Origin of the sequence: Yersinia frederiksenii ATCC 33641, assembly GCF_000754805.1 — a bacterium.
Taxonomy (GTDB): domain Bacteria; phylum Pseudomonadota; class Gammaproteobacteria; order Enterobacterales; family Enterobacteriaceae; genus Yersinia; species Yersinia frederiksenii.
The window spans coordinates 452,101-464,672 of the sequence record NZ_KN150731.1 but is presented as its reverse complement, the minus strand read 5'-3'; the positions used below and the strand labels follow the sequence as shown (position 1 = coordinate 464,672).

Genomic DNA, 12,572 nt, shown 5'->3' with positions numbered 1-12,572 from the left:
CCCTGTGCTAAGCTTTTTATCATTGATAGTTTTTCCTAACAATTCAGCCTCAACCAAGCGTCAACTTAAAACCATTTCCTTCTTAATGCGGAATACTGTAGCACGCCCACATTCGCATAGCTTAGCAATCTCATCAGCGGATAACTGGCTATTAGTAAGGTAGCTCTTTACCCGAGTATGTAACTCTTCATCTCTTGCTTTACCTTTGAATACTCCACCTTTCGCTTTAGCGATTGCTATACCTTCCTGCTGGCGCTGGCGGATGAAGCTACGTTCTAGTTCACCCACAGCTCCCAGCATGGTAATCATGAACTTGCTGGTGGGACTATCATCAAACATCATAGAGTTGTCTAAAAAGTAAACAGACACACCCTTAGTGGTCAATTCCTCCAGCAAAGCTAAAAGGTCTTTTGTGTTACGAGCTAATCGATCAACTGATTTCACTGTGACCTTATCGCCTGCACGTACTTTGTTTAGGAGCTTTTGGAGTTCGGGCCGTTCTGTATTCTTACCACTGACTTTATCAATGAATAAACACGGCTCTTCTATACCGATGTTCTGCAATGCTTCAACTTGCCTACTCACATTCTGATCTTTGCTACTGACACGCACATATCCAAAAGAAGCCATAACCACCTCGGGTCTCATTAATCTGAGGTTAACGATACAGTATCATTAGAGTTACACCAAGAGATTATTGATACTCTATTGCAATGCTTTGAAGGATATCAGTGGAGTCTACTTATTTGAGATTGATGGCTAGTGATATTTGAGAAAGATCGATGCTAGGTTTTGTACTCTATGAAAACGGCTAAGCAGCACTGAGTGAACCCCTTCAGGTTTTATCATTTTATCAAATAAATCTTAAAATTAAGTGTCAACCTAAAATCGTACTGACTATTTCGCTGAAGGGGTAATGATATGCTAACGTCGTCAAATAGAATTTTGAGTCTTCCGGACAGTAACATGTCGTAAATTGCGTTAAATTATTGGGCTTATGGATAACCCGAGATAAGGATGTCGTGATGTCAGATGAAAAAACGTTAGCCTCAGGTGAGTGCCAACATACTTCCTATCACCTCCCTAAATGGGACGATAGTGGGAAAGTATATTGGGATGAAGTGTTGTGCCAAGATAGCTCATTGAATGCCATGGCTATTTTAATTAAACCGCCGACTAAGGTCATTCCCGTCATATTTATCCCCGGTGTAATGGGGTCAAATCTGAAGTCTAGCCAAGAAGGAAAAGATAAAGCTATTTGGCGAGGTGACAGTGAAGTCGGTGTGTATGCAGAATGGGCTAGAAAAGATGGTAATCAACGTCGAGAACTGCTCAATCCAGAGACGACGAATGTTGATAACCGCGGTAATGTCAGTAAAAAAATCTATTCTAAGTATTCAGATGATGGAAAATCGGCGAATGGCAAAATGTTTCAATCTCGGCAAGAACGAGGCTGGGGCGAAGTTTTATCATTCAGCTATGGTGAGTTTTTAAGTATCTTTCAGGGCGCACTGATGGATGACTGGCAGCAGGTCATGATGAATGCAGCAAAACAGACCAATGGCAAAAATGGTGTATTAAGTGAATTGAGGAACAAACGTTTAGCTGACGATAAAGGTGCAGAGATCACCAATGAATCAGTGATGACAGATGACGAATTAAGTCATTTTAAAAAGTTTCTATTTCCGGTTCATGTTTTTGGTTATAACTGGCTTCAGGATAATAAAACGTCAGCGGGAGAACTGGTTAAATATATTGATAAAGTAATTGAAACCTATAAATACCATCATGGTAATGGAATGCCGTTTCCTGAAGGACAGGAAAAAGTCATTATCGTTACGCACTCAATGGGAGGACTGGTTGCTCGATATGCATCTCAAGTCTTTGGGGCCAAAGATAATATTCTTGGTATTATCCACGGCGTTATTCCTGACCTCGGTTCCCCAGCCGCGTATAGACGAATGAAGATTGGAGCAAAGCAAGAGGGGGCCGCAGGTATTGTTTTAGGTAAGTCGGCGGAAGAACTCATGCCGGTATTAGCCCGTGCCCCCGCCCCCCTCCAATTGCTGCCCTCAGAAAAATATCTCTCCGGTGCCCCCTGGTTAACCATTAAAGGTGGTAACGTGGATGGCAGCGATTTAAAATTACCAAAAAATCAAGATCCCTTCACTGAAATCTACCTGAATAAAACCCTCTGGTGGCGTTTATATGAATCAGACATCATCGATAAAGATGTGGCGACCAGTGAAAGTAATTGGAATGCCTACGTCCAATTAGTTGATAGACCTGTTCGTCAGTTTATTTCTAAATTAGAACTAAAAGGGTATCACCCGAATACCTACGCATTTTATGGTAATAAGATTGACTCAGATGGCTCGTTAACATGGCGAAAAACGTCAGTCACATATACTAAGAATATGCATGAGAGTAATAAAAAACTACCGAATGATTATCGAAATATTCCTTTGCCATTTAATAACTCTCAGATATACCAAGTTGTCTCATCAAAGACGCCGGGGGATGGGACTGTGCCTGTCGAGTCATTGAGAATGATACGTCACGATAACGGTATCAAGAGTGTCCTTGCGACCAATGTTGACCATCAGGGTGCCTATAACGTCAGTAATTTAAAGGACATATATTCTAAACCTGCGATTCAGTTTACCCTTAGAGCAATTGTTAAAATGGTGCAAGAGGTATCCTCCCCATGAAAAACTCCCGACAGCTTACGGTATTACCTCTCATTATGATGGGCATGATTCATTTTTCGCCGGTCATGGCATCGACATTCTCTCATAAGGACAATCCAGTGATAGAGAGCTTATTTTCTCAAACCAAACCGCAATGTATTGGCCGTTATGTGATTGATGTTCCTCAATCATTTGATAACCAGCTCCATAACATGATTTTTATTGATGACTTTAAAATCGAAAGTAAATTTCTCTATCCGCCCGCCTTCAAGCAACGGATAGCTCTTCGAGAGCAAGCATTACGGAATGAAATACACAAGCCTGAAAATGATCTGGAAAACGCTCCATTCATAAAAGAAACTATCATTTTACCTGAGGGGAAAGGTGTTATTTTTGATAGAAATATTTCAGGAGAGGATGACCTGGGTCGTATTTTAGAAGCCCATGTTTATGTAGATATGACCGCATTTATTATAACAACAAAAATATTAGTCTTATCAGACGATAAATACTCAGAAAGAAAAAAAGTATATATTAATGCTGGATTTACTGAAGCTCAGATGAATGAGAAACCCGCAAAGTTAGCAGCAATGAAATCCCTAATATCAAGATTAAGCGGTAGAAAGGATGAGGATGTTCCGACAGAGAAAGGCGTGTGTATTCCGAATGGGTTTATTAAGGATGATGGCAGTAAGCATAGCGAAAAAGTATCGTTTAGTTATAAGAATGATGACTTTATTTTGGGGTTATATACCAACAATACTTTTTCTGGGTCAAGTGACACGCTTTTGAATCGAAGTGCTCAGATTGATGAGGCGATGAAAGTCTCTAATCAGTTCACTATTAAAAAAGGCGAACTATCGCCTGACGGAATACCATCACAGGAATGGTTATCTCGTGGTAAACAAAAATTTGAAGATACAGTGACCCGAGAGGATGAAGTTATTCCTGCCTATGACTTTACTTTCTATGCTAATGAAGCCGGGGCGACATCGAACAAGCCATGGTTAACCATTGGAATAAGTAATGATGATATAAAAACGAGTTATAGCGAAGCTCAGATGATTGAAATTTGGGATAGGCTAGTGAACTCATTGCGATATAAACGCTAAAATTACAACTAAGGCTTCTAAAGAAATTAGTCCGCTAACGGCAGGAAAGAAGACTCTGTTACCTAATAGTTTTAGCTGTACACCCTGTGAGCGCTATGCTGGCAGGGTGTTTTTTTATATATACCCAAGCAATTAGCTTGCTATGATGGGATTGACCTGCTCCCTGTTGATTAACCCATACTGTTGTTAGCAACGTCCGCTCTTGGCACACTGCTGCTCAGATTAGGGGATTGCTCTGTGCAGTAACAGTGTCATACCAAATCTGACCCCATACACATTATCCACTAATATAAAGTGCGTCCTTCATCTACACTCGGTTAAGCGGGGGAGTCTCACCAAATTTTGTAAGGTAGCTTTGAAAGAATAACTGTTCGAGTTCGGTGGGATAATCACTAACCCACATAAACATTCTTAGATGCTCATACGGGTAACGTTTCTGGTATCGTTCGTCGCTCCAATAACGCTGCCCGGTCTGGTGCTTACTCTGCCGATATTGAAAGCTAAAAGAACGTGCAAGGTCGCCTGTGCGATGACAAAATAGTTTAGCCTTGCCGATGTACAAAATCCCATCATGGTCATCACCTAATACTCTTGGTATGGTCAGCACTTGCCCCGCATCGTCAAAACTCCGTAGAACGTACACACCACCAGTATTAAAGTATGCAGCATTTACGGTAACGTAAAATTCTTTATTTGGCAGAAGAAGATCGGAAAGTTTCTGCTCGAAACTATACCCACTAAGATCCATTTCCTTTACACCCTCATTTTCATTACATAGGTGATTAGTTCGCCTCGCAGGTTTCGTAGTATCGAGTTGCTAAGATCCCATAGGGATAAACCATATTTACTCCGGCTTGAAAGAGAAAGCACACGACTGACCTGATCGGCTCCCCGTAAATTAACATAGCGCAATGCTTAAACATCCGCTTCTGGTACTAACCTGTCTATAGATTGATCTCCAGCAGCTTTGAGCGACCAGCAGACGTTCGAAATTGACTCCTCATGGATATTGCTAACAATGCCGTGTGTCAATCAACTGGGATCAAGTTATTGTCCTATATGAAATCTTCCAGACGTTATATAAAACCTGACTAGCAGTAAGTGATTAATGATGAATACTTGCGAAGAGCGATTTGAAATTTGGGCTGATACTAAAGGCTTCGACTTACTCAAAATTGAAGGAAAGTATGACGACCCGGCCACTAGCAATGCATGGGAGTGCTGGAAAACGGCATGGGCTGAAAGTGAGATTTGGGGGGTGTAAAGCCTACCATTTAGTTAGCAAATCCGCTTATAACTCTCACGTGTCGCAGTAAAAGCCATAAAGGCAGCAATGAGCGAGGAGCAGACGTTGAGGGCTATAAGAAGACTACTTAATGTTAGCCGGCTTCAACACAAGCGCGCCGTAGTGTGCTTCGCGGTGACAGTTCGGACAGAGTGCAATAGCATTTTCAACAGAGTCCTCTCCACCGTTAGCAAGCCACTCCACATGATGCACTTCAAGATACGGTCTACCATCTTCCCGCTTGAATGGTGCGTCACGTAGGCAGCTTTGACACTTACCTCCAGCTAAGGCTAATACCTCTGCTACAACGAGGGGATTACGCTTGAAGGTATAGCTCTTTATAATGACCCTTTCTGGCGTGGTGTTGGCTGTAGCCAGCTTCTCTCTACGTTGTTCTGAGGTAAGTTGAGACGCTGTTTCTATGGCCTTTTCAAACTCACTTTTAACCGGACGTGTTAGCCATTTGCCGTCTGAAGCTTCATAGATTTCAAACACACCATGAAGTGCGGAATCATAGACCTCGAAAACGTTTCCGCGCTTGAAAAGTCGATCATATTCATGGTGGCGATGGGTGGCATCATCTGTTCGTCTGGCAGTCCTGTTAAAACTCCAGTGACCACGATTGCAGTTAACTGCGTTAACTATCAGATTCAAATAAGTATTGTCTTTGTAATGTGGAAATCTTTTCTTTAAAATTGCATCGACCTGAACAGCCGTAGCCTTTCCAGCAAACTCGTTTTCAACTATCTCAGCGGTTGTTGTACGGATTGGTTTATCACCATAAACATACTTACGAGCCATTTCTCTATTCCTTGAAAAGTTCTGGAAGGTGTTGCTGAAGCATAGGCGCAGTGAACATCTTGACCTGCTCCCAGCAAACTAACATAGCATGATGTAAGCAAGTTCCGCTTGTGGCACAGAGCGGCTATTCAGTTAGGTTAACTTTTGTGTCTAGGTTCCTAGGGTGAACGATGATGTTTTTGCTGGATATACTCAAGTAGAATGCGAAAAGGAATTCAAATCAGATGGAATTATGCACACAGGAAAGGCACCTTTCAGGATGCTGGTAAAAATTACCGAACAAGCAGATCCAGCCAATCTGGGTTCTCAATTTTACGGGAATAGGGCAGCATCGCACGATTAATCAGCTCAAAGAATTCTGACTCCTCCATCCTTACTGCTTCGCTTGTACCAGGTCCCTCCCATTCATCAAAGAGATGCCAGTAAAGCGATTTCAGGGTATCGACCACCGCCGCGAAAATCTTTACGTCAGGTTCAAGCCAATGACACACCAGAAAATACATTTTCTGTTCTGCATCATGGATGGACGCGCACTGGGAAAGTTGACTCATAAATAGCTTGATCCAGACCAATGCTGCTGTTTTTAGCGGCGGCAGATCTATCCGCTGCTCTGCCACGTACCGTGACATATATAATTCAACCTCGGTCCGTTCAGGTTGCTTATCAAGCCCCAGTGAAGCGAGAATTAAAAGAGTCTCCGAATCATTTCCTTCGGTGACTTGATCTTCAGCCCATGCAATGATCAGGCTGTCCAGATCATTGTGGAGAAAGTGATATTTCCTTGAAAAAACAAGCAGACCGAGCAGGTCATTGAATGTGTATAGAGATGGCATCTGATATTCCCTTACCTGTATTGTTTACATGAACCCTTGCAGTGATAATTTCTGAGTCCATCATTAATTGAACGGTGGGTCTATGTAACCGAATGAAACTCCAATTAACCTTCATTTTATCTTAACTATTGATATAAATTCTATAGTGTAGTTGCATACCGATTTTGGCTACATAAGCAGAAGTGTGAAATGTTTGCTTCTGGCACGTAGCAGCCAGAATGAAGGGACACCAAGTCTTCTATGAGCGATCAGCGGAAGTTCGGAGTTAGATGCCAACTAAAAAATGATACCTAAGCCATGGTGATTCAAGAGTTGGGGAGTTGAATTTGCCGCTATTTCAGTGTGATGGGATTTGATATTCTCTGCATACATGGAAACAAAAATAAAAAAGGACACATCCTGTGCAGTCAAAACATCGCATTATCGTTGATTTTTCCTTGTCCCTACTTGAGCGCAGTGAGGCTGCAAAGCACATAAAGAGCTATAAGGAAGCGAGCTTTAAGCCGTACAGTTATATTTTTCTTATCAAGAAAGCCTCTGTGTATAGCTTTATTTTCGCAATAACGTTCACGATACTGCAGATGATCATGATTATCCTGAAAGCGCCAGACGATGGCAGTTTTATGGCGAGAGCCAAAGTCATCAGCTGTATTCTTCTGGTCTTATTTGGCGTGTCTCTGGCATTGTCTATTATTTATGATGCTGTCCTGAACAGGGTGATGAAAAAGAATCAGGCATCAGAACAAGCCGATGAAGAGTTCTCTCAGAGAGTGAAGCTCACTCGGTATTACGTCGAGAATATTACTCATTCAGTTACCGGACGGGTTTACTGGGAACATATCAAGTCGAGCTACAGAAATACTGGATTCATCTATATTCACATGCTAAATGACAGTTGTGTTGTCATACCAGAGCGGGTTTTTGCATCTGAAGACGAAGTGGCTAGTGCTGCTGAATTTATCCTTACACAGATGGCTAAGAGGAAACAACAGGTTGGGTAAACTGAATCGCCACGGCGTAGGTAGCCATCTTTTAGTTGTTAGATAACCTCCGATTTCCGCTTTTGGCACGAAGCAGGTGACTAATGAACCTTTAGGTCTGATAGGAGCGAGAAGAGGCCATTCTGGTTTGAATTCCAAGTTGGCTTTCTGCCTTTTAGCTCAGAAATACGAAAATTGGCCTAAAAAATTTTACTTATCTCATCGGTTCTAACGGTTTAGGAAATTCCGAGACACTTCAGCCATTATGTTGACAATTTTAGGAGCTTGAGGTTGTTCCTATTTTTAACTTTCTACTGTAATTGTTATCACATTCGAAAATAGCATTATTGATGATATATCAGGCTAGTCATCAATAGGTAAAATGTCAGGGGTGTAGAATTGATTATAAGTTGAATCGCCACAGATAATCTAGATACTTCAGGGGCGTTATTAGACTCCTCTGTCTCCGGAAGAAGATCCTGCTTTAATGTTTATAGCTACATGCGTGCCGTTGCCACACCGTCAATAGTAAACGCCGGGTCGCCCGACAGAATCGCCCCTCCACACGTCGTTCTGTCGCCAAGACGCAGAAAATATCCTATTGCCATATCATCCCTTATATTCCATTTGCCAATATCAATTTGGCAATCTGCCCAAAAAGGTAAAGGATAATGATGGATCAGGCAAATAAAAACTGAAATTGTGTTTTATGTGTAACAAGCGAAATAGGGAGTTGGGGAATATTATTATAATTCCCCTTTGTCCCTGAATTGGAGGGCCACTTCAATGAGTCTTACTTTATTAAAATTATTTTTACTCTATACAATCTACAACGCATAAAAGAGCCTTTAATGGCGGTCTATGGGTGTAGCGTGCAGTAATTCCTAAGTTCTGAGTCAGGCTATGACCTACCACGCGTTGAACCAATGTATGGTTGCTTGTTTCAACAACTGCTTTACTGATAAATGTATGGCGTAGGCCATGAAGACGGCGTTTCAGCCCGAATTCGTCATAAGTATCAATATTGAGTGAGTCCATTATATCTATCCACGCAAGGCTTATGCTCGTATAGTCTGGTAAATCATGAAATACCAGATCATTAGCTGACAGGGTAGAAATACGCTCTAATAGTTTGGCCTCTATTGATTTGTGGATCGGGACTCGTCGCATGGCGTGGACAGTTTTTCCACCTGCAATAAATATATAGTAGCGTCCAGTCTTCGTATCTAATCTTATATGTTTCTTAAGGACGGTTTCAATTTCACTACGGCGAGCACCAGTGTAGGCTAAAGTAAGAAAGTACATTTTCCGCCAATCACTTTTTGACAGCTTGTTAAGATAGGATTTGAGTGTATCCATCTCTTCGGGACTATAGTGCCCACCTTTATTTGGCTTAACTGAGTAACTAATCCCATCGGTAGGGGATTTTATTAAAATATCCTTTTGATCAACGAGATAGGTGTTAAATAATGAGCGCCATAGCTTGAGATGTTTATGAACATGTTCACTGGCAATCAGATCCTCTTCGGCGACATCGTATTCTATACATTCAGTGAGTATCATGCGGGAGTAGGGTATCTTGTTACGGGATGGCAGATTTTTAACAACCAGCAAAGCATCTCGTATGTGCTGTTTGGTTATGGTATTCACGAGTTTATCGCCTAGCACGTGAAGTAGCACTTCAAAGAACCTATTATTTTCTTTGGCAACCGGTGTGCTCCATTTTTTGCCTTTATCTGCGATATACATGTCCCATGCTTTTGAGAGCAAGAGAGTTGAATCACTACTATTTGATTGAGGAATAGCTGACATAGATGTTTGAATCGCGGATATTTCCTGCTGAGGTATCTCTGGCTTCATAGCTTCTAATACTTGTTTATAGCCGGTCATATCACCAGCAAAATATTTCGTCCAAGCATCGCTGAGCATTGATTGGGAAATACTGAATTTTATTGCTGCTTCTTGGATTTCGTATTCCATTCCTTTCGTTGAGTAACCTTGTTGCTCAAAGCCAAATTGAAAACCTTTAGCTACCGTTTCAGCGCCATCTAAGTATTCATTCACGTAGAAACTTTTTTGCCCTTGTACAGATTCTATGTTGTCAGTAGCATTCGCTGATAGGCGGTAAGTTGGATCATCGGTACTCTTCTTTGCAATTATTCCTAGCTTTAATGGGGATTCCTTCGCAGTAACGTAATCCCCCTCTAACAAACGATATAAGTACGTATCAAGGTCCGCTTTAGTCAGCTTTTTAATGCCCTTAACGTGGTCGGTGAACTCCTCAACATCCATAACATCGGATTGGACAAGTGGTATATATGGCATCAAACGCGCCATCGTAACCTCACATTGGCGTAAAGAGTCTGTATTTAGACTCATACGAAAAAATGTGCCATTGGAAAGCCTGAAATTAATATAAAAAATTCCATTGCGCTCTGTGGTAAACTTAGGCCTGTTGTTCACCAATTTGTTGTCCATATTGTGTGCCTTAATGTTGTAACTCATTGATATCTAATGAAGCATTAAGCTAACGTATTGATTCTATAGTTAAAACTGACGCCTGTGAAGGCGACATTAGAGGTTGCTCAATGAGCGAGAAGTCAGAAGACCAACAATTACCAAACTCAAAGCCACAAAGCCCTAAACCACAGGGCGATAAAATTGTGGGTGAAAAATTACAGAAAATCTTGGCACGAGCCGGTCATGGTTCTCGTCGGGAAATCGAAACAATCATTCAGCAGGGCCGCGTCAGCGTTGATGGTAAAATATCAAAGTTGGGTGATCGTGTTGAAGTCACTCAGGCTACTAAAATTCGTCTGGATGGCCATCTTCTTTCTATTAAAGAATCTGAAGAAGCTGTCTGCCGAGTTCTGGCGTATTACAAGCCAGAAGGTGAGCTCTGCACTCGTAATGATCCTGAAGGTCGTCCAACGGTATTTGATCGTCTGCCTAAACTGCGTGGTTCGCGCTGGGTAGCGGTAGGTCGTTTGGATGTTAATACCTCCGGCTTATTATTGTTCACCACCGATGGTGAATTGGCCAACCGTCTGATGCATCCGAGCCGTGAAGTTGAGCGCGAATATGCGGTACGGGTATTTGGTCAAATTGATGATGAAAAAATCAAACAACTGAGCCGTGGTGTGCAATTGGAAGATGGTCCTGCGGCATTCCGCACCATTAAGTTCCAAGGCGGTGAAGGGATTAACCAATGGTATAACGTCACTTTGACCGAAGGGCGTAACCGTGAAGTTCGCCGTTTATGGGAAGCTGTTGGGGTGCAAGTGAGTCGTCTGATTCGTGTTCGTTATGGCGATATCAATTTGCCAAAAGGCCTGCCACGTGGGGGCTGGACTGAATTAGATCTGAACGCGACCAACTATCTGCGTGAACTGGTTGAACTCGATTCTGAAACAGTCAGCAAGTTGCCTGTGGAGAAAGACAGACGCCGGGTGAAAGCAAATCAGATCCGTCGTGCAGTTAAACGCCATACTGAAGTGGCTGGCCGTCAGGTCGCTGGTCGCCAAGGTTCAGCGCGTAAAAGCTCTTCCCGTCAAAATGTAGGTAGTGCCGCACCAGCAACAACGGCTGGGCGTCGCGGGTCCAACAAGCGCGGGTAATCGCCAAAATGGGAAGAAATCCCTTTCTTCCCATTATTCATTCCCCAATGTCACTCTATTTTCCACTTCTCATATATTTCATTTTTCCGCTGAAAGTATAAAAAACTGACTTAGTTTCTTTTGAAAGAATAAATTTTCTATAAAAAAAGATTTAACAGTGTAAACCTACTATAAACCATCACCAGATACCCCTGGCCTTATGATATTCCAAATGGCTACAGTGCTCTTGGGGGATAACCCCATCAGATTTAAAATCTAAGGAGCATTACCATGAAAAAATCTTTGTTAACCACCAGCGCAGCAATCTTATTTGTTGTTGGTACCGGATTTTCCTCAATGACTTATGCTTGCAGTGGTCCTCACTCCCACTACGGTGATATTTGTGAAAAGACTTGTAGCCCTCTTTCACAGCCGTGGAAAACTCTCTGCTACTTTGGTAGCACACAACAAAAGACACAACCGTCGAGTGAGATTACCCCGGCGATGGGAACTCTAACACCTGCCATGGGAATATTAACGCCTGCCAATATGCCGGTACTTTTCTCAGGTGAGGGACAATAGGTATTATCTGTTAGCGATATTAGGACGTTATTGAAAGATAAATGCCGCCGGCTTTGTGCCGCGGCATCTTATTTCTATCGTGGGGTACTATTAATTACCAATCAATACCTTGTTGAGCTTTAACTCCGGCATCAAATGCATGTTTGACTGGGCGCAATTCACTGACAGTATCGGCTAATTCCAACAAGTCTCGATGACAGCCACGACCGGTAATAATGACAGTTTGATGTGCGGGTCGCTGTTTTAGTGCATTAACAACCTCATCCAGTGGTAGATAGTCATAAGCCACCATATATGTCAGCTCATCCAATACCACTAAGTCCAGCGTGGGGTCAGCTAACATACGCAAGGCGTGTTGCCAAACCCCCTGACAGGCAGCGGTATCTGTTTCTCTGTTCTGCGTATTCCAGGTAAACCCGGTCGCCATTACTTGAAATTCAACCCCATGTTGCTGCAGAAGATTTTTTTCACCATTTGGCCATTCGCCTTTTATAAACTGTATAACCCCGGCTTTCAAACCATGGCCTACCGCACGGGTTACCGTCCCAAATGCGGCAGTCGTTTTGCCTTTACCATTGCCGGTAAAGACAATCAAAATACCGCGAGTTTCCTGTGCGGCAGCAACTCGAGATTCAACTTTTTCTTTTATTTTTTGTTGGCGCTGCTGATGGCGTTCTTCAGACATAAAACTTT

At 42.4% G+C, this 12,572-nt stretch carries 13 protein-coding genes; 6 read left to right on the top strand and 7 right to left on the bottom strand.

The genetic code is table 11. The features are described 5' to 3' along the window. Window positions 1-60: 60 nt before the first annotated feature. Window positions 61-630 (bottom strand): recombinase family protein, encoded by a 570-nt coding sequence (locus DJ58_RS19265; protein ID WP_032912268.1) that lies wholly within the window; start codon window positions 628-630, stop codon window positions 61-63. Window positions 631-1,025: 395 nt separating this feature from the next. Here DJ58_RS19265 and DJ58_RS19270 point away from each other — a divergent pair, with 395 nt between their 5' ends. Then, window positions 1,026-2,711 carry a lipase family alpha/beta hydrolase gene (locus DJ58_RS19270; RefSeq protein ID WP_032913185.1) on the top strand — a complete coding sequence of 562 codons (1,686 nt, stop codon included), beginning with the start codon at window positions 1,026-1,028 and terminating at the stop codon, window positions 2,709-2,711. After that, window positions 2,708-3,802, top strand: coding sequence for a T6SS immunity protein Tli4 family protein (locus DJ58_RS19275; protein WP_032913183.1), 1,095 nt, complete (start codon window positions 2,708-2,710; stop codon window positions 3,800-3,802). The genes DJ58_RS19270 and DJ58_RS19275 overlap by 4 nt, the downstream gene beginning before the upstream one ends. 307 nt (window positions 3,803-4,109) lie before the next feature. Here DJ58_RS19275 and DJ58_RS19280 read toward each other — a convergent pair whose 3' ends face one another. After that, the gene (locus DJ58_RS19280; RefSeq protein WP_032913182.1) at window positions 4,110-4,550 is read right to left on the bottom strand and encodes a hypothetical protein; all 441 of its coding nucleotides are present in this window, start codon (window positions 4,548-4,550) and stop codon (window positions 4,110-4,112) included. Between the two features lie 360 nt (window positions 4,551-4,910). Between DJ58_RS19280 and DJ58_RS23295 the strand changes: the two genes are divergently transcribed. After that, window positions 4,911-5,066 carry a hypothetical protein gene (locus DJ58_RS23295; RefSeq protein WP_004712170.1) on the top strand — a complete coding sequence of 52 codons (156 nt, stop codon included), beginning with the start codon at window positions 4,911-4,913 and terminating at the stop codon, window positions 5,064-5,066. 105 nt (window positions 5,067-5,171) lie between these two features. On the opposite strand, the gene DJ58_RS19285 is transcribed toward DJ58_RS23295, so the two are convergent. Continuing rightward, complete coding sequence (locus tag DJ58_RS19285; RefSeq protein WP_004712168.1) at window positions 5,172-5,888, bottom strand: HNH endonuclease; 717 nt, start codon at window positions 5,886-5,888, stop codon at window positions 5,172-5,174. A 272-nt stretch (window positions 5,889-6,160) separates the two neighbouring features. Then, window positions 6,161-6,721: a hypothetical protein gene (locus DJ58_RS19290; protein ID WP_032911888.1), complete on the bottom strand. Its 561-nt coding sequence runs from the start codon at window positions 6,719-6,721 to the stop codon at window positions 6,161-6,163. A 401-nt stretch (window positions 6,722-7,122) separates the two neighbouring features. On the opposite strand from DJ58_RS19290, the gene DJ58_RS19295 reads away from it, so the two are divergent. Continuing rightward, window positions 7,123-7,722 (top strand): hypothetical protein, encoded by a 600-nt coding sequence (locus DJ58_RS19295; RefSeq protein WP_226977660.1) that lies wholly within the window; start codon window positions 7,123-7,125, stop codon window positions 7,720-7,722. Between the two features lie 476 nt (window positions 7,723-8,198). Here the strand turns inward: DJ58_RS19295 and DJ58_RS24180 are convergent, their stop codons facing one another. Then, entirely contained in the window at window positions 8,199-8,309 is a 111-nt protein-coding gene (locus DJ58_RS24180) for a PAAR domain-containing protein (protein ID WP_483053298.1), read from the bottom strand. A gap of 205 nt (window positions 8,310-8,514) precedes the next feature. Beyond that, window positions 8,515-10,179, bottom strand: coding sequence for a tyrosine-type recombinase/integrase (locus DJ58_RS19300; protein ID WP_032911887.1), 1,665 nt, complete (start codon window positions 10,177-10,179; stop codon window positions 8,515-8,517). A gap of 110 nt (window positions 10,180-10,289) precedes the next feature. On the opposite strand from DJ58_RS19300, the gene rluB reads away from it, so the two are divergent. Together rluB and DJ58_RS19310 are read left to right on the top strand one after the other, a co-directional pair. After that, window positions 10,290-11,318 (top strand): 23S rRNA pseudouridine(2605) synthase RluB, encoded by a 1,029-nt coding sequence (gene rluB, locus DJ58_RS19305; protein WP_004712159.1) that lies wholly within the window; start codon window positions 10,290-10,292, stop codon window positions 11,316-11,318. A 270-nt stretch (window positions 11,319-11,588) separates the two neighbouring features. Next, window positions 11,589-11,879, top strand: a complete 291-nt coding sequence (locus DJ58_RS19310; protein ID WP_004712157.1) for a hypothetical protein — start codon at window positions 11,589-11,591, stop codon at window positions 11,877-11,879. A 94-nt stretch (window positions 11,880-11,973) separates the two neighbouring features. Here DJ58_RS19310 and cobO read toward each other — a convergent pair whose 3' ends face one another. Further along, entirely contained in the window at window positions 11,974-12,564 is a 591-nt protein-coding gene (gene cobO / locus DJ58_RS19315; RefSeq protein WP_004712155.1) for a cob(I)yrinic acid a,c-diamide adenosyltransferase, read from the bottom strand. Window positions 12,565-12,572 lie beyond the last annotated feature (8 nt).